General features: G+C 64.0%; 24 protein-coding genes. 4 read left to right on the forward strand and 20 right to left on the reverse strand.

Annotation, left to right across the window (positions count from 1 at the left end):
* The 13 genes from V5F66_RS14440 to V5F66_RS14500 form a co-directional block, all read right to left on the reverse strand.
* The coding region (locus V5F66_RS14440) for a conjugal transfer protein TraG (RefSeq protein ID WP_100079095.1) at window positions 1–1,985 on the reverse strand (1,985 nt) is incomplete at its 3' end.
* Between the two features lie 183 nt (window positions 1,986–2,168).
* Window positions 2,169–3,080, reverse strand: a complete 912-nt coding sequence (locus V5F66_RS14445) for a LysR family transcriptional regulator (RefSeq protein WP_100079096.1) — start codon at window positions 3,078–3,080, stop codon at window positions 2,169–2,171.
* A gap of 108 nt (window positions 3,081–3,188) precedes the next feature.
* Window positions 3,189–4,085: an alpha/beta fold hydrolase gene (locus tag V5F66_RS14450; RefSeq protein WP_100079097.1), complete on the reverse strand. Its 897-nt coding sequence runs from the start codon at window positions 4,083–4,085 to the stop codon at window positions 3,189–3,191.
* A 12-nt stretch (window positions 4,086–4,097) separates the two neighbouring features.
* Complete coding sequence (locus V5F66_RS14455; protein ID WP_100079098.1) at window positions 4,098–4,811, reverse strand: MerR family transcriptional regulator; 714 nt, start codon at window positions 4,809–4,811, stop codon at window positions 4,098–4,100.
* A gap of 100 nt (window positions 4,812–4,911) precedes the next feature.
* Window positions 4,912–7,386, reverse strand: coding sequence for a relaxase/mobilization nuclease domain-containing protein (locus tag V5F66_RS14460; RefSeq protein ID WP_341769962.1), 2,475 nt, complete (start codon window positions 7,384–7,386; stop codon window positions 4,912–4,914).
* Complete coding sequence (locus tag V5F66_RS14465) at window positions 7,289–8,191, reverse strand: lytic transglycosylase domain-containing protein (RefSeq protein WP_100079100.1); 903 nt, start codon at window positions 8,189–8,191, stop codon at window positions 7,289–7,291. The genes V5F66_RS14460 and V5F66_RS14465 overlap by 98 nt, the downstream gene beginning before the upstream one ends.
* 3 nt (window positions 8,192–8,194) lie before the next feature.
* On the reverse strand, window positions 8,195–8,527 hold the full coding sequence (locus V5F66_RS14470) for a DUF736 domain-containing protein (protein WP_100079101.1): 333 nt from the start codon (window positions 8,525–8,527) through the stop codon (window positions 8,195–8,197).
* A gap of 34 nt (window positions 8,528–8,561) precedes the next feature.
* Window positions 8,562–9,107 (reverse strand): S26 family signal peptidase, encoded by a 546-nt coding sequence (locus V5F66_RS14475; protein WP_100079102.1) that lies wholly within the window; start codon window positions 9,105–9,107, stop codon window positions 8,562–8,564.
* Entirely contained in the window at window positions 9,104–9,622 is a 519-nt protein-coding gene (locus V5F66_RS14480; RefSeq protein WP_100079103.1) for a DUF2840 domain-containing protein, read from the reverse strand. The genes V5F66_RS14475 and V5F66_RS14480 overlap by 4 nt, the downstream gene beginning before the upstream one ends.
* Window positions 9,619–9,873: a hypothetical protein gene (locus tag V5F66_RS14485; RefSeq protein WP_100079104.1), complete on the reverse strand. Its 255-nt coding sequence runs from the start codon at window positions 9,871–9,873 to the stop codon at window positions 9,619–9,621. Before V5F66_RS14485 ends, V5F66_RS14480 begins: the two co-directional genes overlap by 4 nt.
* Window positions 9,870–10,523 carry a ParA family partition ATPase gene (gene parA, locus V5F66_RS14490; protein ID WP_100079105.1) on the reverse strand — a complete coding sequence of 218 codons (654 nt, stop codon included), beginning with the start codon at window positions 10,521–10,523 and terminating at the stop codon, window positions 9,870–9,872. The genes V5F66_RS14485 and parA overlap by 4 nt, the downstream gene beginning before the upstream one ends.
* Window positions 10,520–11,548 carry a replication initiator protein A gene (locus tag V5F66_RS14495; RefSeq protein WP_100079106.1) on the reverse strand — a complete coding sequence of 343 codons (1,029 nt, stop codon included), beginning with the start codon at window positions 11,546–11,548 and terminating at the stop codon, window positions 10,520–10,522. The genes parA and V5F66_RS14495 overlap by 4 nt, the downstream gene beginning before the upstream one ends.
* Window positions 11,549–11,818 (reverse strand): helix-turn-helix transcriptional regulator, encoded by a 270-nt coding sequence (locus V5F66_RS14500; RefSeq protein WP_100079107.1) that lies wholly within the window; start codon window positions 11,816–11,818, stop codon window positions 11,549–11,551.
* Between the two features lie 471 nt (window positions 11,819–12,289).
* Here V5F66_RS14500 and V5F66_RS14505 point away from each other — a divergent pair, with 471 nt between their 5' ends.
* The gene (locus tag V5F66_RS14505) at window positions 12,290–12,577 is read left to right on the forward strand and encodes a DNA -binding domain-containing protein (protein WP_100079339.1); all 288 of its coding nucleotides are present in this window, start codon (window positions 12,290–12,292) and stop codon (window positions 12,575–12,577) included.
* Between the two features lie 10 nt (window positions 12,578–12,587).
* Here V5F66_RS14505 and V5F66_RS14510 read toward each other — a convergent pair whose 3' ends face one another.
* The 4 genes from V5F66_RS14510 to V5F66_RS14525 all read right to left on the reverse strand — a co-directional run bounded on the left by V5F66_RS14510 (window position 12,588) and on the right by V5F66_RS14525 (window position 15,217).
* The gene (locus V5F66_RS14510) at window positions 12,588–13,067 is read right to left on the reverse strand and encodes a DUF2285 domain-containing protein (protein WP_100079108.1); all 480 of its coding nucleotides are present in this window, start codon (window positions 13,065–13,067) and stop codon (window positions 12,588–12,590) included.
* Window positions 13,068–13,155: 88 nt separating this feature from the next.
* Entirely contained in the window at window positions 13,156–13,371 is a 216-nt protein-coding gene (locus V5F66_RS14515) for a transcriptional regulator domain-containing protein (protein ID WP_100079109.1), read from the reverse strand.
* A 309-nt stretch (window positions 13,372–13,680) separates the two neighbouring features.
* Window positions 13,681–14,526: a DUF932 domain-containing protein gene (locus tag V5F66_RS14520; protein ID WP_100079110.1), complete on the reverse strand. Its 846-nt coding sequence runs from the start codon at window positions 14,524–14,526 to the stop codon at window positions 13,681–13,683.
* 373 nt (window positions 14,527–14,899) lie between these two features.
* Window positions 14,900–15,217 (reverse strand): DUF736 domain-containing protein, encoded by a 318-nt coding sequence (locus tag V5F66_RS14525; RefSeq protein ID WP_100079111.1) that lies wholly within the window; start codon window positions 15,215–15,217, stop codon window positions 14,900–14,902.
* Between the two features lie 797 nt (window positions 15,218–16,014).
* On the opposite strand from V5F66_RS14525, the gene V5F66_RS14530 reads away from it, so the two are divergent.
* Together V5F66_RS14530 and V5F66_RS14535 are read left to right on the forward strand one after the other, a co-directional pair.
* The gene (locus V5F66_RS14530) at window positions 16,015–16,356 is read left to right on the forward strand and encodes a type II toxin-antitoxin system TacA family antitoxin (protein ID WP_100079340.1); all 342 of its coding nucleotides are present in this window, start codon (window positions 16,015–16,017) and stop codon (window positions 16,354–16,356) included.
* Window positions 16,344–16,874, forward strand: a complete 531-nt coding sequence (locus V5F66_RS14535) for a GNAT family N-acetyltransferase (RefSeq protein WP_100079112.1) — start codon at window positions 16,344–16,346, stop codon at window positions 16,872–16,874. The genes V5F66_RS14530 and V5F66_RS14535 overlap by 13 nt, the downstream gene beginning before the upstream one ends.
* A gap of 8 nt (window positions 16,875–16,882) precedes the next feature.
* Here V5F66_RS14535 and V5F66_RS14540 read toward each other — a convergent pair whose 3' ends face one another.
* A complete protein-coding gene (locus V5F66_RS14540) occupies window positions 16,883–17,299 on the reverse strand; it encodes a hypothetical protein (RefSeq protein ID WP_100079113.1) in 417 nt (138 codons plus the stop codon).
* A gap of 181 nt (window positions 17,300–17,480) precedes the next feature.
* Window positions 17,481–19,592: a ParB/RepB/Spo0J family partition protein gene (locus V5F66_RS14545; protein WP_394094199.1), complete on the reverse strand. Its 2,112-nt coding sequence runs from the start codon at window positions 19,590–19,592 to the stop codon at window positions 17,481–17,483.
* Window positions 19,593–19,982: 390 nt separating this feature from the next.
* Between V5F66_RS14545 and V5F66_RS14550 the strand changes: the two genes are divergently transcribed.
* Window positions 19,983–20,411: a hypothetical protein gene (locus tag V5F66_RS14550; RefSeq protein ID WP_100079115.1), complete on the forward strand. Its 429-nt coding sequence runs from the start codon at window positions 19,983–19,985 to the stop codon at window positions 20,409–20,411.
* 69 nt (window positions 20,412–20,480) lie between these two features.
* Here V5F66_RS14550 and V5F66_RS14555 read toward each other — a convergent pair whose 3' ends face one another.
* Window positions 20,481–20,711 carry a DUF6429 family protein gene (locus V5F66_RS14555; protein ID WP_100079116.1) on the reverse strand — a complete coding sequence of 77 codons (231 nt, stop codon included), beginning with the start codon at window positions 20,709–20,711 and terminating at the stop codon, window positions 20,481–20,483.
* Between the last annotated feature and the right edge of the window lie 42 nt (window positions 20,712–20,753).

The raw sequence follows: 20,753 nt of genomic DNA on the forward strand, positions 1-20,753 counted from the left end.
AGCTCGATGCCGTCGCCGGGGTCGAGCGAGGCTTGCCGCGCCACCGTCCGCATACGCGAACGCATGGCGCGAGCCTTGGCCGCGTCAACGTCCGGTTCGTCGTCCAGCAAATCGAACTCCTGGTCGGGCGGGTGTGGCAGCGCAACGATTTCCTCATGCTCGGGCAATTCCGGCTCGCGGCGGATGCCGGCATTGTCAGGATCGCCCTCGCTCCCACTGTTTGCGGTCGTGTGCGTGGCCTTTGCTGCCGTCACTACGCGGCTCGACCAGTCGTCGGATGATGGGTTTGGCGCGGACGGAACGGATGCCAGATCGGGCGGCGGTAGGAGGCGTTCCTGAAACCGTGCGTCCTCGAAGTAGCGCGCCTTCTTTGCCCGGATCGGCGGCGTGCCGGCGACCATGACGATTTCCTCGGTCGGCGGAAGCTGCATGATCTCTCCGGGCGTCATGAGCGGCCGGGCAGTCTCCTGTCGCGAGACCATGAGATGCCCTAACCACGGCGCGAGTCGGTGCCCAGCGTAGTTGGTGGAATCTCGTAGCTCGGTCGCGGTGCCGAGCGCATCGCTGATCCGTTTCGCCGTGCGCTCATCGTTGGTGGCGAAGGCGACGCGGACATGGCAGTTGTCGAGGATCGAGTTATTCGGCCCATAAGCGCGTTCGATCTGGTTGAGCGACTGCGCGATCAAAAAGCTCTTGAGGCCGTAACCGGCCATGAAGGCCAGCGCGGATTCAAAGAAGTCGAGACGACCGAGCGTCGGAAACTCGTCGAGCATCAAGAGCAGGCGATGACGCTTGCCGGACGTATGCAATTCCTCGGTCAGCCTGCGCCCGATCTGGTTGAGGATGAGCCGGATGAGAGGCTTGGTGCGGTTGATGTCGGAGGGCGGCACAACGAGGTAGAGCGTGACCGGCTCCAGGGTGCCGACCAGATCGGCGATGCGCCAGTCGCAGCGTGCCGTTACACGGGCCACGACAGGATCGCGATATAAGCCCAGGAACGACATGGCCGTGCTCAACACGCCCGACCGCTCGTTCTCGGACTTGTTCAGCAGTTCTCGCGCCGACGACGCGATGACGGGATGGACGCCGGCTTCTCCGAGATGCGGCGTGTCCATCATCGCGCGTAAGGTGGCTTCCACCGGACGGCGTGGATCGGACAGGAAGTTGGCGACGCCTGCCAGCGTCTTGTCCTTCTCCGCGTAGAGGACATGCAGGATCGCGCCGACAAGCAGCGAATGCGATGTCTTTTCCCAGTGGTTTCGTTTGTCGAGGCTGCCTTCGGGATCGACCAATATGTCTGCGATATTCTGCACGTCGCGGACTTCCCATTCACCCTGCCGCACCTCCAGCAGCGGGTTGTAGGCCGAGGATTTGGCGTTGGTCGGATCGAACAACAGGACGCGGCCGTGCTTCGCCCGGAAGCCTGCTGTCAGAGTCCAGTTCTCGCCCTTGATGTCGTGGACGATGGCCGAGCCCGGCCATGTCAATAAGGTGGGAACGACCAAGCCGACACCCTTGCCGCTGCGCGTCGGCGCGAAACATAGGACGTGTTCCGGCCCGTCGTGGCGCAGGTAGTCGCAGTCGTAGCGGCCGAGCACGATGCCATCGGGGCCGAGCAATCCGGCGGTGCGGATTTCCCTGTCCTCCGCCCATCGCGCCGAACCATAGGTCGCGACGTTTCGGGCTTCCCGCGCCCGAATGATCGACATGAGGATGGCGGCGGCTATGGCCGTGAGGCCGCCCGACGCCGCGATGCCGCCGCCCTCGACAAAGATCGAAGGCGCATAGGCGTCGAAAGCATACCACCACCAGAACAGTGCAGGCGGATAGTAGATCGGCCAGCCGGCCAACTCGAACCATGGATTGCCGAGTTGGGATTGAAAGCCGAGCCGCCAGGCGGTCCATTGCGTCGCCGCCCACGTCGTCACCACAACGATGGTGAAAACCACGGCGATCTGACCCCATAGGATTCGGCCTCCGCGCATACGGACTCCAGTCGGCAAAAGAGACGGAGCCGATCAGAGAGTAGGCAAAATCGGGACAGGCAACAGGAAAGATGATGCGGGAGGGCTGCCGGATACTATCGGCGGCAAATAGGACGGGTTGCGTCAGGGCAGCCGCCCGCGCTGGTGTCTTACAAGGATGGTCGAAACGAATCGCGGAGAAATTCAGCCGGTGCGGACTTGCCGGGCCATTTCGCTGGCAAGGGTGAGCAGGTTTCGGAGGGCCGCGCCTTGATTGAACGGCGACCAGATGGCCGAGAATGCAACTGGCTCGGGCTCATCCGTGATGGACAAGAAAACAACGCCTGATGTTTGCAGAAGCGACGTTGCCGCACCCGTGACGGTGATGCCGAAGCCTTGTCCGACCATCGACAGCAGCGTGCCGCGCTCGACATCGAAACGAAGGATCGACGGCGCCGACCAGCGCCCGGCGAGGCGCAGCACGATATGGTCATGCACCTGCGGCCCGGTGCCGCCATAGCGGACGAGGAAGGTCTCACCTGCAAGGTCGGCCCATGTGACGGTGGACTGTCCGGCGAGTGGATGCCGCTCCGGCAGCGCGGCCAGAAGCGGTTCGGTCCAGATTCGCCGGGCATGGCAATCGGGCAGTTCGGGCCTGCCGGCTACGAACACGATGTCCAGCCGGTCGGCGCGAAGCTGCATGACGGCATCGCGGGCCGTGCCTTCCGTGATCTCGACTTCGATGCCTGGATGCTCGGTGCGGTATCGCTCGATCAACTCTGCGAGGAAGCTACCGGGGATGAAGGCATGAACGCCGAGGCGCAGGCGGCCGCACTCCCCCGATGCCGCCATGCCAGCCGTTTTCACGGCATGGTCGATTTGATCGACGCCCACCGCTACATGCTCGACGAAGCGGCGACCGGCTTCCGTCAGCCGGACGCCTCGCGCATGGCGCTCGAACAACAGGACACCAAGGTCTTCCTCCAGCGCCTTTACGCGGGTGCTGACGCTCGACAGGCTGACGCCGAGCGCATGGGCCGCATGGCGAAAATTCAAATGCTCGGCGACGGCGAGCGTCTGTATCAGCGATGGCAGGTTGATGCGTGAGCCGAGCATAGATGCCCGACCAGTTGTGCGAAGATGACGGGGTTGCTGAGAGCCGATGACCAACTCTTCCGAACTCCCTCATCTCAAGACACTGAGGTTGGCCATCGGCACACTCGCCTAGCGCTTCTTGCCGCGTTGGACCGTGGCGGCAATGCAGTCGGCAATGCGACCCGCTAACGCGGCGGGAAAATCATGGGCCATACCCTCAAAGAGCACGAGTTCAGCGCCGGGAATCGCCGCAGCAGTAGCTTGGCCTCCACTCACGTCGCATATCGTGTCCTTTGTTCCGTGAATGACAAGAGTCGGGACAGCTACGCCACGCAGCATTTCAGTTCGATCCCCGGATGCGACAGTTGCAACCGATTGGCGTGCAGTGGCGAGTATGTCATGGTCACGATCCCATGCCTGCCCTGTGATATTTGCAATCTCCTGCGGCGGGGTCGGATAAGCTGGCGATCTAACCTTAGGCGCCCTACGAATAGCCTGTTCGATAGCTTCTTCCCGAGTGGTTGGCGGCGAGTCGGTAAAAAGGGCCTGTGCTTCAGGATGCATCAGACCGACACCTTTGCCTCCCGTGCTGAACATCATCGAAGTAAGTGTGCGAACACGAGCTGGATGCTCGATGGCCATGGTCTGTGCAATTGCTGCGCCCATGGATGCTCCGACTACGTGCGCCGCTTCTATGCCAAGAAAATCGAGTAGTCCGACAGCATCGGCAGCCATATCGGATAGCGTGTAGGAGACAGAGGAAAGGTCTCCGGCAAACGCCGCTGCGAGATCGGGCTTCGGCGCGTCGTGCAGATGAGTCGAATGACCGGAGTCCCGATTGTCAAAACGGATGACATGAAATCCACGGGAGACCAATTCATCTAGAAATCTGGTGGGCCAGTGCACAAGCTGTCCGGCAAGTCCCATGATGAGTAGAACCGCAGGGTCGCCTGCGTTTCCTCGCTGCTCATAGGCGATGTCTATGTGCGCCGGGCCTACAGCCTTAGCAATCTGTTCGTTCAACATTCCTCATTAGTCCTACGGTTCGAGTTTAGTGGTGAGATGCTTATCCAAGGCCGCCAAGGCGCGATCTAGATAGCGAATGAGATCGGGGGTCCAACCCGCAAGGTCTCTAGGAGGGTCGGCTATTCGTAACCGTGCTAGAGCGCTAAGAACCTCTGCATCACCGTCCGCGAAAGACTTCATCAGCGAACGCGCCTGCGAAGCGAGCGCGATTGTTCGCTTACTCGACGGACGCTCACCGCCGCTCATGCAGGCGCGGAGTTGGTCTGCTAGAATCCGCCACTGCGATTCGACATCGCTATCGTTCGCTTTCTTCTTCCGTCGGCGTGCATGGACATGCCTCTCTACGCAAGACATCGCGTCTAATGTTGCGAGCAAGTCGTCAGCGCTAACTTGCTTCCCCGACTGTGTGATGCTGCGAAGTCGATCACGCAGGCGTACAATGCGATCGACTTCCAACTCTACTCGGTTCAAGTGTGTTCGCAGGAGATCGGCAAGTATGGAGCCGTCCTCAATCGCCTTCTTGATTTCTTCAAGCGACATTCCGAGCCCGCGAAGTGCACGGATTCGGTAAAGTCGCTCGACACCGGCTTCGTCGTATAGGCGATGATCGCCGCTGGTGCGCTCGGCTGCGGCAAGCAGTCCGGCTTCCTCATAGTGATGCAAGGCGCGGACGGTCGTGCCCGTGGCGCTTGCCAATTCGCCAACGCGCCATCGACGACTCCGCATGCATGCCCTCCAATCGCTTTGGACGTTGGGCAGGATACAACCTCACGTCACGTGAGGTTCAAGCCTTTTTTTGAGTGGCTAGGGAGGGGCAAGTCTCTACCTAAAGTGCCAAGCCCCGAGCTTTCCCGAGCTGCCAGGACACTGATCCGCCCTGCACGACGCCCATGACCTCCCGGCCAAGCTGGCGGTCGATGACCGGCCGCCACGGGATAAGGGTGAACTCGTGGCTCTTCTCCACGACGGCGAACTTGCCGCTGGATAGCTGCACGGTGCCGGTGAACTTGCCGCTCACGCTCTCGCCGTCCGTGGCGGCACGGAACGGCAGCGCCTTGCTCGCGGCGATCTCCGCGCCGACGCTTGCAACCTCGCGCTCGCGCAGGGTGGCGAGAAGATTGCGTCGGTAGAAGATGCGGCCGTCTCGACTGCGGGTCGCGTCGCCCTGTTCGATATGATGTTCCCGGCGCTGGTTCATGGCCTCGCGCACCTGTTGCCCGAAGCCGGCGGGAGCGAGATCCGATGCGTCAGGCGTAACCAGCCGCCGGTCGAGCCAGGTCGCACCATCGGACCCGATCTGGCTTTCCAGATTGAATGTCGAGATGACGCGAATGCTGGCCTGCCGATTGCGACCGGCATCATATGCGGCGGCGCGGCTCTCAAAATCTTCGGGGATACGCCACTGGTCGGCGTCGATCCGTTCGACGATCCCGGCCCGACGCAGCGCCTCCAGCCGGCGGACATGGGCATCGACAAAGCCCTCATAGTCGCCGCCCGGAACGCGCCCCTCGAACTTCGCATGCTCCAGATGGCGGCTCGGGCGATAGACGCCATCCTCGACAATGGCGGCAATGGTCCGGTCGGACGGGCGCTGCGTGGTGTCGGCCGGGCCGATCTCAACGATGCTGCCGATCCGCGCGTCTTCGACGCGGGCCGGGTCGATGCCGGCGAAATGATGCGTGCGGCCGTCGATCCCATCCACCACGACGGTCAGGTTCTCGCCCAATTCGTCAGTCAGATACTTATCCACGACGCGGCCCACGATTGGCGTCTGGGGCGACCCGTCATGGATATGGAAGGTCATGGGATCGCGCTCCAGGCCATCGGCCTTCAACGCCTTGTGCATGTTGCGGATGATGTCGCCGCGCTCGCCCAGTCCGCGCAGGGTCGATTCCATCTGTTCGCTCAACTCCCAGACGCCGGGCGCGTGTTCCGTGGCGAGGCCCATCTGCTCCAGCTTGCCCAGGCGGCGCAGTCGCAGCGTCCGGTCGAACTGGCGGCGTGGGTCCTCGGGTTCGCGGCGCAGATCGAGGAAGCGGTCTTCGGCTTCCTCGGTCATCGCCCGGTCGATGCGGGTGAAACGGTCCTGATCGATCTCGGCCGAGAGTTTGCGGGTCTGCTCGATCTCGGTCACTGGGCCGAGCTCGAGCGTCGCAAGCTCGCTCGCGCGCTCGCGGATGCCGTTGGCGAGATAGTCGCCGTTGACGACAAGGTTCTCGCCGAGGTCGTCCTTGCCGCGCACGATGACATGCACATGGGGATGGCCGGTGTTGTAGTGGTTGACCGCGATCCAATCGAGCTTCGTACCAAGGTCGGCCTCGATCTGGCGCATGAGATCGCGGGTGTGCGCGGTCAGATCGGTCAGGTCCGCGCCGTCCTCCGGCGAGACGATGAACCGGAACTGGTGCCGGTCCTCCTTGCCGCGATCGAGGAAGGCGTCGCCATCGGCGCGGTCCTCGGTCGCCGAATAAAGCTGGCCGCGCTCGCCGTCGCGCGAGGTGCCGTCGCGCTGAATGTAGCGCAGATGGGCGGCAGCCTTGCCGTTCTTCCCAGCCTGCTGGACGTAGCGGGTTTTGACGACGACGCGGCGTATTCCCGGCGCGCTGTGCCGCCAGCCGCCCGACAAGGTGCGGGCGCGAACGAAGGCCGCGCCACGGCCTCGCCGGACGCCAGGACCGCCGGACGCTTGCGCGGCCTTGCCACCCTTGGCGGTGGATTTCGCGGCCGTGCGTGAGCCGAGACGCGGCGCGTATTCGGGATGGGTATTGCTGTGCTGGCGCGCGAGCTTCTTCGCCTGGGTCAGGAAGCTCTTGGCCTTGCCCGCCTTCGGCGTGTCGGATCGGATGCGACCGGGCTTGGGCCGGAAGCGGTTCTCGTCGTCGGCGTTCATGGCTGCGCCTCCGGCCAAAACCCCGGGAAATCGCGCGATCGGCGGCCATGGTGCCAGTATAAACCAAGCAAAGCCAAGGCTTTGCGCAAGATCACGGCTCGCGCCATCCAAAAACAGGGTGCCGCTCGCGGCTCCCCTAACCAGTGTGCAGACAACAACAATTTCGAGAACATTGGCGACGTGGTGCCATGTTCCTTTATCTTGCCCTCCGCTCCTTCGATCCCTTCTGCCCTTTCGGCCCGGTATGCCGCTAAGCGCAAACCTGCCTGCCTGCACACCGGAACGAGCGCCGCCGAACGCGGGAACGCCACCTTCATGGCGTATCCCCGACGCTCGCGCGGGCAACAAAAATGCTGCCGTCTTGCGGCTCCGTAGCGGTCTGATCGCGCACCGGAACGGTCGCGCGAGCATCACCGGATTGCGTCTCGGACAACGGCATGATGGCGGCCCAGCTGTCATTCGGGCGCACGATAAAGAGCGGTGCTTCGCGCCAGTCGGGCGGCGGTGCAGCCTGGCGAGCTGGTGCATCGGACGCCGCCACGCCGCCAAGGATCGGCGCAAGCGTCGCGACATAGGCGCGGGTTTCGGCGGGCAGCGGGCGGCCGGTCGAACGGTGCTCGTCATAACGGCCGGGACCAGCGTTATAAGCGGCGAGCATGGCCGGGACGTTGCCGTAGCGATCCCACATTTCACGCATGTAGGCCGTGCCTGCTAGGATGTTGTCACGCGGTTGGTAGGGATCGCGGCCGAGCCGATAGCGGACGCGCAAGCTGGCCCATGTGTCGGGCATAACCTGCATCAATCCCATCGCCCCGGCTGACGAAACCGCGCGCACGTCGCCCGCGCTCTCGGCGCGCAGCACGGCGCGAATCCAGCGTTCGGGGATGCCGAACCGCTGCGACGCCTCCGCGATGTGGTCCGCATGGGGATCGGCGGCAATCAGGAGCGCGACCGACGCGGATTGCGCGACCACGACGCCCGATCCCATGCAGACGAAAAGCGCCCCGGCGAGCAACAGAAAGGCACAACGCCATGCCGCCCTGTCTCCACCACGACGCCAGCCTGCCAGCGTGCTCGCTTCGGTAAAGGGTGCGCGCGAAGCGCCGGCCGGGGGCCGCCCTTGACCTTCGCTGCGCGCGCCGGCCGTCTGGTCGTCGAGCGGGACGAAGGGATGAGACGGATTTCCCGCGAACAAAGGGATGGGAGGAACGCGCACCGATCAGCTCCGGTCCTCGCGCGCCTTCGGTCGTTTCCACGCCAGCCGGAAGGTGCGCCCCTCGTCGTCGGCCTGGAACAGCGCCGGGCGAAACAGCGCGGGGAAAAGTGGGCTGTCGATCTCCAGGGCGATGTAGTCTCCGGCGCGTTCGCCGACACGTTTCCACGCGCCGCCAATGTCGGGGCCGTCCTCGTCGTCGAGGTGGATGCGATAGGCCGGCGCATTGTCGGCGTCGCTCGGTTCGGTTTCGACAAGCGTGATTGCCTCGTCGATTCCGAACAGCCTGACGCGGCCGGCGTAGCCGTTGGCGGTAGGTTCAAAGATATTGGCAGGCATTGTCAGTCTCCTTGTTGGTGGGGGAAGCGCGAAGTCAGTGCGTCGGCGCGCGCCACTCGTAGCGGCCGACGCCTTCCTCATCGGTCCAGAGCGGGACTGCCCGACCGATGACGGAAGCTGTGGGGATGGGTCCGAAGTAGCGGCCGTCGAGGCTGTCGCGGACCTCCCAATTCAGGAGGAAAATTTCGCCGGGAGCGACGGTGCGGCAGCCCTGCCAGACGGGCAGATCGCGGCCGATCCGGTCGCGCTCCAGCGCCTCGGCCATCTCGATCCCGTCAACCGTGATCGCGCGGCCGGCGCGGCAAACCCGCTGCCCTGGCAGGCCGACGACGCGCTTCAACAGAGGCACACCGCGCCCGACATAGCCGCGCCCGACCATAAAGGTGGCGAGCGGGCCGGGTGGCATGACGGCGACAAGATCGGGCACCTCGATCCGGGCGGCCGGCTCGACGGTGTAGAAGCCGACCGGCGCGCTGGCGGTTGCGTTCCAGATGAGTTTCGTCGGCGTCTCGACCGCGCTTGCGGTGGCGATGCCGAGAACGGCCAGCGCCGTGACGGCGACATAGCGGCGGCGCGTCACGGGTCGATTCTCCGACGCCCGATCCATGCCGCATGTCGCTCCGGCGTGTAGTCGCTCGGCTCCAGATTGGCAGTCAGGCGGTTGTGCGCGTGCCGCCAGTAGTCCGGCGATACGTCGACCGGATTGAGGCCGAGCGCTTCCACGGCGTCGATGACGGCAAGCGCGCGCTGCACCTTCGGCCAGCCGTCGAGCCGCAACAGGATGTCGCCGCCTGGCCGGACGAAGGGCAACGTCTGGAACGGCTCGCCGCGACCGATAGCGCGCACGATGTCGAGCCGGGAAATGATCGTGCCGTGCTCGCCAGCCGCCCAGCGGACGAAGGCGAAGACGCTGTTCGGCGCGAAGCCGACGACGCTGCGGCGGCGGTCGATGATCTGTTCGTAGCTCTTGCGGCCGAACCGTATCCACTGCTCGACCTTGCGCTTATCGAAGGTCAGCTCGACGAGTGTGGTGAATGGCGCGGGTCCGTCCAGCAGCGGACGCCCGTGCATGCGGCGGGGAGCACTGCCGGTCATGTCGGATCTCCTTCGGAGTGTGAAAACTCACGCGCGAGAAGGCCGCGCAGCATGTCGGTGACGGTGATGCCGCGCCGGAAGGCCGCGACCTTGATGCGGCCGCGTAGCCCCGGCGTGATGTCGATGGTCAGGCGGGCGGTGAACGCTTCGCCGGCGGCTTTGCTGTCCGGCGGCGCGTCGGCCGCCTTGATCCAGCTTTCGGGATCGCGCGGACGCGAGGCGAAGCGAGACTTTCCGGGCGCACGGGTCATGGCGCGGTCCTCCCGATGCGCAGCCGGCCAATCTCGGTGGCCAGCGCCGCGATCTCGCGTGCGGCGGGGCTGTCGCCATCGATCTCGCTGGCAAGCCGGCCGGACCGCGCGGCGTCGGCGAAGACGACGCGCTGGCCGATGGTCGTGGCGAGCAAAGGCGGGTCGTGTTCGGCCAACGTCTCGGCCGTCTCGCGAGCGATGACGGTGCGTGCGCCGCAACGGTTGAGGATGAACCGCGCCGCCAACTCGGGCCGATAGATCCGCGCGTCCCTGAGCAGCGCCAGCATCTCGGCCGAGGCCCAGCCGTCGAAGGGGGACGGCTGCACCGGGATCAGCACCAGATCGGCGGCGAGCAGCGCCGAGCGCATGAGACCGGCGACGCGGGGAGGCCCGTCGATGACGACGACATCGGCGTCACGCGCCAGCTCCGGGGCTTCGCGGTGCAAGGTGTCACGGGCTAGGCCGATGACACTGAACAGCCTCGGCAGGCCCTCATGGCTGCGCGTCTGCGACCAGTCGAGCGCGGAGCCTTGCGGGTCGGCGTCGATCAGGATGACGCGCCGTCCCTGAGCGGCCCAGGCTCCGGCGAGATGGAGCGCCAGCGTGGTCTTGCCGACGCCGCCCTTCTGGTTGAGGAGCGCGACGATCATGGCGCACCTCGCCGGGTGGCACCGGCACCACGGATCGCGTGCGCGCGCGTCAAAGAAGAAGAGTTAGATTCTCTGTTAGATTCTTCTATAGAGTCCCGCGCGAAATTTGCGCCTAATGTCCCGATACTGCGTGCGCCTAATGTCCCGATAGGATTCACATGCTTGTCCACAGGCACTGTGAATTGTTTTTCAGGGAGAAAGCGCAGCAATTCACGCCCGTCCTCCCATTCGATCTGAAGGCAATAGCCGGGTAGCGGCTGGCGGTTCGCGATCCGGCGCAAGTCGAGCGCGAAGTCGGACGGCCGTGCCGCGCTGCCGGATTTTTGGTGAAGGTGGGAAATCTCGAACGCCCAGCCCTCGGGCTGGCGACCGGCGTGCTTGCGGGCGACGCGATATAGCCAGCGCTCGATGCCGCCGGTCAGCCGGAAATAGGCCGGGTCGATGGTGAGCACCAGCGAGCGGTCGATGACGCTGTTGTAGAACCATTCCGGCAGGACGAATTCCATGCCTTCGACGCGGCCGCCGCGCGTCGTCATCTCCTCCCATTCGTTGATCCAGGAGAATTGACGGCGACGCCAATGCTTGCCGTTGCGGATGGTGGTGGCGATGACGGTGGATTGCAGGCGCGCGAGCGCCGCCTTGAGCAACAGATAGTCGCGGTTGCCCGTCGCCCGCCCAACGGCGCGCAGGAGCTGATAGGGCATGAAACGAAAGAAGCGCGACGTGCGGAAGCCGTTGTTCTCGGCTGCGACAATCTGCGAGGCGGCCCAGATCAGGACATCGGCATCCCAGATCGTCGCCATGCCGTGCTCGGGCATGGCGAGCACCTGCACCTCGACATCGGCCGCTCGGTAGAGGATTGGCGCGGTGCGCGGCCGCTTCGCCAGCGAGAAGAAGGGCCGTTCCATCAAGTCGCGCTGGTCGCGCGGCGCGGCGTCGCCGGTCGCGACCACGAAGGGGTCAAGGCGCGTGCGTTCGCTGGCGTCGCTTGGCTGCGCCGGGACATGATCGTCGTCGCGCAGCATTCAGAGTTCATCCCGCTCTGCGGGTGTCAGCGGGCGCGCGGGAAAGACCGTGCCGGCGCTCTTGTCGCGGGTGGATTTGCGCGTGCCGATTGCGCTCCAGGCTTCGAGATCGCGCACGGCGTAGAGGACGCGGCCGCCGATCTTGCGATAGAGCGGTCCGGTGCCATAGGTCCGGTGTTTCTCAAGGGTGCGGAGCGAAATACCGAGAAAGCGCGCGGCCTCCTTGGTGCGTAGAAGTCGCGGTGGTAGGTCCGCGTTGCGAATGGCCATGGGATCACCTCGGATTCGTCAGACAGGCGGCTGTCGGAAGCGACAGCGGGCTGTGGCGAACCGTGGCGGAGGACCGGCGGCCTGTAGCGTGCCGCATTTAAGCCTATGCGCTGGCGGCACCCCTGCTAGGGCGACTATCAGGCCGAAAAAGCCGAGAGATTTCAGCGTGTGATTGCGCGTTGCGCGGAATTGGTCGAGACAATCGCGCGCGGGTCGGCTAAATGTGCCAACGGAGCAGACGCGCTGCTCCGGGGGCGTAGTAACCCCTGACTAGCGGTTGGTGCCGGCCGTGACGGCACCACACTCCTTGACCCTATGGTCGGGGAGCCTGTGGCGTATACAACAGGCTCTCCGAGCTAAAGGCCATGGGGCCGTCTAGTCACGGTTACTAACTCCCCGATCACCAGGAGTCAGAGAGTCTTATCTGCGGGGGCGTACCGCAGGCGCTCTCCTGAAGGAAGGGGAATGACGATGCGGGTTCCCGTTGAACTTGATCCCGATGTGGATGACGTGGCGCCGACGGGCGATGGGATCACCACATATGACGAGCGGCATTTCGTGACCTATCTGCGGCTCCTCGACGCCAAAGCTGAGGATGCGGAGTGGAAGGAAGTAGCTAAGATCGTGCTCCACCGCGATCCGGTCGCGGAGGAACTGCGCAGCTATCGGTGCTGGCAAAGCCATCTCGAACGTGCGCAATGGCTCTCGCGCGAGGGCTACAAGCGGATACTGGAACAGGCAGCCGCCAACAAGGCGTGATGCCGTGGGGCTATCGCTTGCCGACTTTGACCGGATAGTGCAGCAGGAGCCGATAGCCGCCGCGCATCATCCTGATGCCATGCGCGACGAGGCGACGCGCCTTGTTCTTGCTCGGGTCACTTTCAAAATCCTCCTTGGTGCCGCGGAAACCGAGCAGGACTTCCGCGATAGTTCGGTAGCTCTCGCCTCGCAGGTTCGCATCCAGCGCGCGCAGGGACAGGATGTGCCATTCCCGGAGTTGCTCGGGCAGGATACCGATGGGCAGGCCAGGTGGTCGCCGGGCCAGGGATCGCCAGAGCCGCCGCGTGGCGTGGATGCGAAGCTCCAGAAATGAATCCAACGGCAAAGTCACGGCATAGAAAGCCGCCGTATTCGGCACCGCATCGGACAGCCAGAACTGGTGAGTGATGTCGTCTATCTGCCACACGCCGTGCCAGCCATCGGCCGCGCGGCGCAGGTTAAGGCCGGCGAGATGGGCGAGCGTGACCATCGGCTCAGTCTCTGCGTCCTCTTGTTCGGCAGGCGAGAGCTTGATCGCTTGTGGCTGGAGGCGTGGAGACCAGAACAGGGATAGTTGATCAGGCGATGCGTCGGGGTCGCTCGGGAAATCGCAACCCCCAGCGTTGCGCAAATCTCTCCAACTGCCTTGCACCGGGTTTTCCGGTCAGGGCGATGGTCTGGAAATCATGCCGATATTCGTCATTGCGACGAAGATATTCCCAAGCGAAACCGGCAGCGGGAAGATGTCTGATGTCCCCATAGGCTGCCGGTGAACGCCAGTCGATGCGTAGCATGGCGTTTCCTCCGAATCGTGGGCATCCAGAAGAGGCCCGAAAGGGAAGCCTGCCGGATTTGGGGAGCTAACTGTAGTTGCTTTGATACGGAACCTTGTTCGAGTAACCCGATCAGTTTATTAGTTATTTTCTTCTTAACCGTGCTTAGCCTGCTTCGCGAGCCGGGCATAGCCCGGCGAGCGGCGGCTATGTTTTGGGCATGGCCGCGCCGCCGATCCGCAAAGCCGGATCGGCGGAAAAATGGTGGAAGCGCAAAGCCTGAAAAGCGGAAAGCCGTAGAGCCGGTTTTCCGGCTCTACGGCATGACGGTCATCGCGTCTTCAATCGCTGCATGCCCTCGGCCAGCGTCCAGAGCGCGCGATTGAGGGTCACATTCTGGTCGATGCCGTTGATGGGGCGGGTCTGGCTGCGGCGGATGCGGCCTTCGGCATTGCGCCGCTGCCCATGCAAGCCGCCTCTTATCATGTTCTCCTGAATGGTGTTGTAGGTCATCCAGAGGCTTTGTCCGGCATCCTCGCGGCGGCGCGGCTGGATGATCTGATCAGGGCGGACGGGGCTTTCCTCTTCGCCGTAGCGGGCGACAAGGCTGGCCTCGGCCAGAACGCGGCGCTCATCTTCGCCAAGCTGGATTTCCTTCATGGTTTCGCTGGCGTTGATCAGGCGCGGGAAGTCCTCGGCAACGGTATAGACGCCTTCGATAATGTCATGCTGGATATTGCCCTTGTGGGGGACGCGAACGTCCTCAAACCGCTCGCCCGCCACAAGGCTGTTGGTGCAGACGAAACGCAACATCCCGGCAAACATCTGGTAGCTGCTGGTTCCGTCATGGGAATTGACGATGATGACTTCCGCCGCCTCCTGCTTGCCAATGCCGTCATCGCGGCGCAGGCGCAGCATATGTTTGGCGTGGCCGTGGCGGCTGCCGTCACGCGGAACGGACTGCACGGCGAAGAACGGGAACCATCCTTCCCGCCGCAACCCCTCCACGATGTCGATGGTGGGGACATAGACGTAACGCTCCGAGCGGCTGTCATGCGCCTCGCGGGCGAAGATGGACGGGACGTGTCGGTAAAGAGCTTCGTTGTCGAGCGCTTCCCGCCCGGTGATCTGATGGGAATTGCGGCCGAACCGGGTGGCAAGGTGATGATAGGTCATGATCTTGATCCTTATGGGTCTGGGTTGGAGCGCAGCGCTGCGCTGCAACCCTGGCCGTCGCCGAGACCGGGGGGTGCAAGGCGCAAGGGGGCCGTGACGGAGGGGGATCACCCGGCCTGCACGGAACGAGGAACGAAGTGGAGGAAGGCTGGGGATACCGTCACGGCTCCCTTGCGCCGCGCCAGGGGGCGGCGCCCCCAAGCAACAGCCCGGCCAGAGTGAAGCGGTAGCCGGGGAGAAGATCCGATCGGGATACGTCAAGTCTGAAAACCGGAGAGCCGTGAATCCCGATCTCCGTATTCCCTGACAGGCGGCGGCCATGAGCAAAAAAGAAGCCCCGCTCGGGTGAGCGGGGCTGTTCCGGGGGCCGGTCTTAGTCGCCGTTGCGGCGGGACCAGATGAGGTTGTGACCGCTTCCGTCTTCGGCTTCGACCAGGCTGGCGTAGATCGGCGCCGGGAAGCTCGGATCGTCCAGCTTGACGGAGAGGTATTCGCGCTGCGTCTCGCGGGCGATCTTCTTCCAGGCCGCGCCGAACTCGGTGGCGCCGGCGAAGATGCGGAAGTCGGGGCCGCGCTCGCTGTCGCCCTCGGTGGCGGTGAACTTGGCCTTGACGTTGAGGGTCAGGGTCTTGACCGAGCCAGCGAAGCCCGCGCCGTTTTCGTTCTTGGTGAAGGTGCCGATGGTCGCCATTGTCGTATTCCTTTTCCTGTCGGGTCGCACCATTGCGACCTCGATGGTGGTCGTGAAACCGGGGACGATCGGCCCCGCACCCCTCGGGGCTGGAACGGAGTGGAGGGCGGCCGGCGACGGCTTTTTTGCCTCGCGATGCAAAGCCGAAGGCGGCGGAAAAAAGTTGGCGACGGACGTTGCGGGAAGACGAGCGAGACGCCGCTTCAGCGGCGGCGGTCTTCGGTCAGACCGTGCCAATCGAGGACGCGGATGGAGCGCCCAAACAGGTAATCAAGGGGAATACGGCAATGGCGCCCGTCCCGCGCCTCGCCGGGATCGGGGATGCTTGCGTGGTTCTGTGGCCGCCGTCTTCCCTGACCCGACCGGCAAGGCCGTTCGCCTATCGCCAGCGGGGGCGACAGCGGGTGCGGCTTCGGCTGACCTTCGCCGATGCTGCCGTATCCGGTATGGCCGAAACATCGCGTGCGGGACGTCTGCCATGCCTGTGCCAAGCGGATGATCCGAGCTTCCCAGCGCTGATCCGGCTGCCAGTCGATGCGGACGGACAGCCCAACCCCATCATAGGCTTGCCATGGCGACCATGACCGGCCTTCCGATACAGCCTTGCTCAACCGGATGGGGCTATCTGCGAAATGGCCGACGCCACCCTTCGCGTTATGGGATTGAAGCCGAATGGCGGAAACGCGCCGACGGCGTGGTTCCGGCGAAGCCGAAAGCCCGGCCCGAAGGGCAACGCCCAAACCTTATCGACATTTCCATGTATTGACACTGTAGATACGTTCACCCATATTGCGGTCATGGCAAAAACTCGTCTCGCCCCTTCCGAATCTACCCGCTCCGCGTCTCCTGCCGTCGCGGCCCGCGCATCTACGTCCGAGGCCAAGGGCAGCATCAACTTGCGGATCGAGACCGACACCCGCCAGCTCATCGACGATGCGGCGGCGGTCCTCGGCAAGACGCGCACCGAGTTCATGGTGGAGAGCGCGAGGCGACAGGCGGTCGATGTGCTGCTCGACCAGCGCCTGTTCACACTCGATCCGGAACGCTACGACGCCTTCATGCGGGCGCTCGACAATCCGCCTGCACCGGGGCCTAAGCTCAAGGCTCTGCTACGCCGGACCCCGGCATGGCAGAAATAGACGAAGCGGCGGACGATCCCGAATTGCCGCTATCGCCTCCTGTTCCCCTGGCTGCTGAACACGATCTTTCCGAGTTCGACTGCGGCGAGCCGGTGCTGAATGACTGGCTGCGTCATCGGGCCTTGAAGAACGAAAGCCGGTTCTCGCGCACATACGTCGTGTGCGAGGGCAATCGGGTCGTCGGCTATTTCTGCATTTCAGCGGGATCGGTCGAACGGGGAGCGGCTCCCGGTAAGGTGAGGCGCAACGCCCCGGACGTGATTCCGGTTTCGATCATCGGTCGGCTGGCTGTCAGTCTTGACCATGCGCGCAAGGGTCTCGGCGCGGACCTGCTTTCGGACGCATTGCGCCGGATCGCGCTGGCCTCGCAAAGCATCGGCATTGGGGCTGTGATGGTCCAGGCCAAGGACGATGCCGCCAGACGCTTCTATCTGCGCTGCGCGGAGTTCATCGAATATCCCGAGGACAGCCGGACGCTGTTCCTGCCTATCGAAACGGTGGTCGCGGGCTTCGGCTAGGTGCCCCTCTATCTGGCGGGCTGGCCGACGCCGCTCGCCAGCCGCGCCAAGGCGGACATGCCCGCGAAACCGCCTCCGACGACACAGAAGATTTGCCGCCAGATGTCGGACGGCACGGCTTCCTTGGTGACGCCATGGACCAGCGCATAGCCCGCAACGGCAGCGGGGGCGGCGAAGATCAGCGCGACGATCAGGCGGACGATGGGAATGCGAATCGTCTCGAACAGCACCGCCAGAACGCCGAAGGCAATGCCTGCGGCGAACAGGCCGACCAGTCCCGCGCCGATCAGGCCGGAGCCGGTCTGGTAGGCGAATTGCGCGGCGGTCAGACCAAGCATGAAAGGCAGCGCATAGACGGCGAGCGTATAAGCGATGACACAAAGAAGCGCGACCAGCGCTACGCTCATGAACATGACTGCGACCATGATCTTTACCTTTGTCCTACTGCACCGCCTTTCGTGCAATCGTTACGAAAACTGCTGCGCGCTCTAAAGGTGCCTCTATGTCCTTCATCTGTCGAGGTCATCCGGCCGCGCGGGGTAGCCGCGCGGCCGGATTTTTTTCCAATTGAAGGCCGGGACCGCTGACGCGATCCCGGCCGGTGCTTCATTCCGCCGCGACGGTGAAAGGCTCGTCCTCCACGGTTTCGGCGTTGTCGGCCTCCGGCAGAACTTCGGCCTCCATGGCGGGTGCCTCCTGCTGCGCGTCGGCCAGCCACGCAGGCCGCTCGGTGCGCAACAGAGGCGGAAGCCATCCGGTTCCGGCCAGAAGCCGTTCGGCGGCTTCGGCCATCTCCGGCTTCTTCTTGCCCGCGATACGCTCGGCTGCCTCGTCGCCAAGGGGTTCGCGCACGGCGGCGAGGATATGAGCCTTGGTCACGCGACCGAGATAGGCCCGCACGGTGGGCGTCCAGTGCGCCGTCATGTCAAGCGCAACCGCCGTCGCCAGCCTGTCCGCCGTTTCGTAGGCGCGGCGCTTGTGCTGCTCCCACGGCACCTTGACCGCATTGACGGTCTGCGCGGCGCAATGGGCGAACAGCGCCATGACGCTGGCATGGTCCAGCCCGGCAATGAAGCCCCAAAGGTCCGACACGTCGCGCGGCATGTCCGCCGCCCATCCGGCATGACGATCCGCCAGCGCCTTCGCCGCTGCCGTGTCCTCGATCCCATCCGCATGCCCGCCAAGGCTGGCGCTGATCGGACGGATTTCGAGGCAATGCGCTTCCCCGCTACCACGATAGAAGGTCTGCGCGGCGAGCGCATGGGTGACAGCGATCAAGGCCATGTCCGGCTGCTCACCAAGGGCGAGACGCAGGCCAAGCGTCCGGTGGGCGGTCAGGTCGCGGATGAGAAGGTCGGAAATCGGCTTGCCGTCTTCCTCCGCTTCCTCGTCCTCGATGTCGAGCGCGGAAACATGGTTCCCGTCCTCGTCATACTCGCCGTCCTCTCCGATGATCTCGCCATCGCCGTTAACGCGAACGCCGTCGATGATGGTTTCGCCGTCCGCGCCTTCTTCTTCCTCCGGTTCCGGGGCCTCGTCCTCGGGTCGGATGAAACCGCGCTCGATGCGGACGGCGCCGTCATGGTTCAGAACCACGAAAACCCCGCCGCGCCCGATCTCGTCGGGATCATAGGCATGGCGCAGCCCGTCGATGCGCTCGATCTCGGCTTCAAGCTCCGCAAGGCGCTGATCCACCTCGGGCGGCAGGTCCTCGTCCGCGTCCTGCCATTCCGCCGACAGGTGCTCAAGTTCCTCTTGCGCGGCATCGTAGGCGGCTTCCTGCTCCTCGGATAGCTCCACCCCCTGCGGATAGGTGCGGCGCATGCCATGGGCGTGGGGCCAGTCGATATAGGCCGAAACCCATTTCCATCCCTCGGCCTCCTGAACCTCGGCGGCGATCCGTTCCAGCTTGTCGAGGGCAAGCCGGTCCAGAAGCGCTGCATCCTCGTAGAAGCCGCCGCGATCCTCGGTGAACAGGTCGCGGATGATGTAGCCGCCCGCCTCGGTATAGGCTTCCGGCCCGACAAACACCGCGCGCCGATCCGAAGCCGCCACGTTGCTCGCGGTCAGATCGCGGCGGATGATCCACGGTTCCTTGTTATAGGACAGGTTTTCGTAAACCTGTTCCTGCCGGTCGTGATCGTCGGTGATGGCGAACGCCTGCAACTGGTCCATGGTCAGCCCGCCGTCGCGGTAAATCTGAATGAGCTTGGGGCTGACGGCTCCAAGGCGAAGCCGCTGCTTCACCACATGCGCGCTCGTGCCGAACCGGGCCGCAATTTCCTCCGCGCCCCATCCGCGATCTTCGGAAAGCTCGCGGAACTTCTCGAACTCGTCGGCAGGGTGAAGGTTTTCGCGGTTGACGTTCTCGTCAAGGCTGATCTCGGCGGCATCATTCGCCGTGTCGATGACGCAGCGGACCGGCTCGGTCTTTTTGATCTCCTTGCGCTTGGCGCGCAGAAGCTGCGCCAGCCTGCGGCCTTCTCCGACGCTGACCAGATAGAAACCGGTCGGCTCGCCTTCCGCGTCAAGCTCCGGCTCCACCACAAGGTTTTGCAGGATACCCTTGGCGGCGATGCTCGCCGCCTTCCCCTCGATAGACGCCTCGCTGTGCGGGGTCTTCCGGGCGTTCTTCGGGTGCTTCTTGAGCTTGTTGAGCGGGATGAAAACCGTTTCGCCATGTTCGGGAACGGTCGTGATCTGTGCATTGTTCGTCATGATCTTGATCCTTTTGGCTTGGGTTGGAGCGCAGCGCTGCGCTGCAACCCTGGCCGTCGCCGAGACCGGGGGGTGCAAGGCGCAAGGGTGGACGGGCGGAGGGGGATCACCCGGCCTGCACGAAGCGGATCGAAGTCATGACGAAGGTGCGAGAGCAGGCATCCGCGCGGAAGGCTGGGGATACCGCCCGGCCGCCCTTGTGCCGCGCCAGGGGGCAGCGCCCCCAAGCGCTCGCCCGGCCAAAGCGAAGTGGAGGCCCGGCACAAGAATCGGATCAGGAGGTGAGAGGTCTGAAAGCCGGAAGTCCTGACTTCCTGATCGCAGCTTCATCTTGCGAGAGAAGAGAGTAGAATGTGAGCATCATCGGGTGATCGGCAGTGCGGCTTTGCCATGACCGAGGAACGGAACCGGGAGATTTTGAAGCGTCGTCGAGCTGGCGAGACCTTCGCCGCAATCGCGCGCGACCATAGTGTGTCCGTCCCACGCGTCCGCCAGATATTCGAACGCGAGGAAAGAAAGGATCTACGTCGGAAAGAGCTGGCGGAGGCCGACCGCCGTGCCGATCAGCCGAATCTGCTTCATCTCGACCCCTGGGTGCGGCAACTCTTGGCCGAGTTCTGCGGCAAGGCGGAGTTCACGCCGGATGATGTCGAGAGACGGGGCTTCTGGCGAAGCAACTTCTCCTGCGAGGAGCCGGTCTGGCGCGCGATCGTGAAATGGATGGCGCTCGCCGGCAAACAGCCGGCGAAACTGCCCTTTAGATGGACGATCGAGGAATGGCAGGAGCACGATTTCGGAGATGTGCCCAAGCGCCCCTGAGCCGAAGCGTCTCACGCGCCTGCGGGGAAACGCGGGTCGGATACTTGGGCGCGAGGAAGGAACGGGCGCTTATTCGGGTTTGCAGAAGAGCGCCCGGAACAGGTGCTCCGATCGCTCAATGCCCTCATCGGTCAATATGACGGATTTCGCCTTGCTGATCGGATTGCTGATATATCCCTTTTCATGCAGCCGGTTCATGGCATCCCAATCGAAGCCCTTCCATGAGCGGCCATCTCGGTCGAGTGAGAGGAAAAGCAACGCAAGGATTGCATCGTCTATTTTTTCTTTGTCGATCTCCATGATTCGATACCCGCTGCGTTCCATGGTGCGGTTGGTCGGTGA

Origin of the sequence: Xanthobacter versatilis (assembly GCF_043193975.1) — a bacterium.
Taxonomy (GTDB): Bacteria; Pseudomonadota; Alphaproteobacteria; order Rhizobiales; family Xanthobacteraceae; genus Xanthobacter; species Xanthobacter autotrophicus_E.

Coding starts and splice junctions, on each gene's coding strand:
- V5F66_RS14445 (WP_100079096.1), bottom strand. CDS start 3,080: ATGCTCGGCTCACGCATCAACCTGCCATCGCTGATACAGACGCTCGCC.
- V5F66_RS14450 (WP_100079097.1), bottom strand. CDS start 4,085: ATGTTGAACGAACAGATTGCTAAGGCTGTAGGCCCGGCGCACATAGAC.
- V5F66_RS14455 (WP_100079098.1), bottom strand. CDS start 4,811: ATGCGGAGTCGTCGATGGCGCGTTGGCGAATTGGCAAGCGCCACGGGC.
- V5F66_RS14460 (WP_341769962.1), bottom strand. CDS start 7,386: ATGCTCGCGCGACCGTTCCGGTGCGCGATCAGACCGCTACGGAGCCGC.
- V5F66_RS14470 (WP_100079101.1), bottom strand. CDS start 8,527: ATGCCTGCCAATATCTTTGAACCTACCGCCAACGGCTACGCCGGCCGC.
- V5F66_RS14480 (WP_100079103.1), bottom strand. CDS start 9,622: ATGACCGGCAGTGCTCCCCGCCGCATGCACGGGCGTCCGCTGCTGGAC.
- V5F66_RS14485 (WP_100079104.1), bottom strand. CDS start 9,873: ATGACCCGTGCGCCCGGAAAGTCTCGCTTCGCCTCGCGTCCGCGCGAT.
- parA (WP_100079105.1), bottom strand. CDS start 10,523: ATGATCGTCGCGCTCCTCAACCAGAAGGGCGGCGTCGGCAAGACCACG.
- V5F66_RS14495 (WP_100079106.1), bottom strand. CDS start 11,548: ATGCTGCGCGACGACGATCATGTCCCGGCGCAGCCAAGCGACGCCAGC.
- V5F66_RS14500 (WP_100079107.1), bottom strand. CDS start 11,818: ATGGCCATTCGCAACGCGGACCTACCACCGCGACTTCTACGCACCAAG.
- V5F66_RS14505 (WP_100079339.1), top strand. CDS start 12,290: ATGCGGGTTCCCGTTGAACTTGATCCCGATGTGGATGACGTGGCGCCG.
- V5F66_RS14510 (WP_100079108.1), bottom strand. CDS start 13,067: ATGGTCACGCTCGCCCATCTCGCCGGCCTTAACCTGCGCCGCGCGGCC.
- V5F66_RS14515 (WP_100079109.1), bottom strand. CDS start 13,371: ATGCTACGCATCGACTGGCGTTCACCGGCAGCCTATGGGGACATCAGA.
- V5F66_RS14520 (WP_100079110.1), bottom strand. CDS start 14,526: ATGACCTATCATCACCTTGCCACCCGGTTCGGCCGCAATTCCCATCAG.
- V5F66_RS14525 (WP_100079111.1), bottom strand. CDS start 15,217: ATGGCGACCATCGGCACCTTCACCAAGAACGAAAACGGCGCGGGCTTC.
- V5F66_RS14530 (WP_100079340.1), top strand. CDS start 16,015: ATGGCAAAAACTCGTCTCGCCCCTTCCGAATCTACCCGCTCCGCGTCT.
- V5F66_RS14535 (WP_100079112.1), top strand. CDS start 16,344: ATGGCAGAAATAGACGAAGCGGCGGACGATCCCGAATTGCCGCTATCG.
- V5F66_RS14540 (WP_100079113.1), bottom strand. CDS start 17,299: ATGGTCGCAGTCATGTTCATGAGCGTAGCGCTGGTCGCGCTTCTTTGT.
- V5F66_RS14545 (WP_394094199.1), bottom strand. CDS start 19,592: ATGACGAACAATGCACAGATCACGACCGTTCCCGAACATGGCGAAACG.
- V5F66_RS14550 (WP_100079115.1), top strand. CDS start 19,983: ATGACCGAGGAACGGAACCGGGAGATTTTGAAGCGTCGTCGAGCTGGC.
- V5F66_RS14555 (WP_100079116.1), bottom strand. CDS start 20,711: ATGGAGATCGACAAAGAAAAAATAGACGATGCAATCCTTGCGTTGCTT.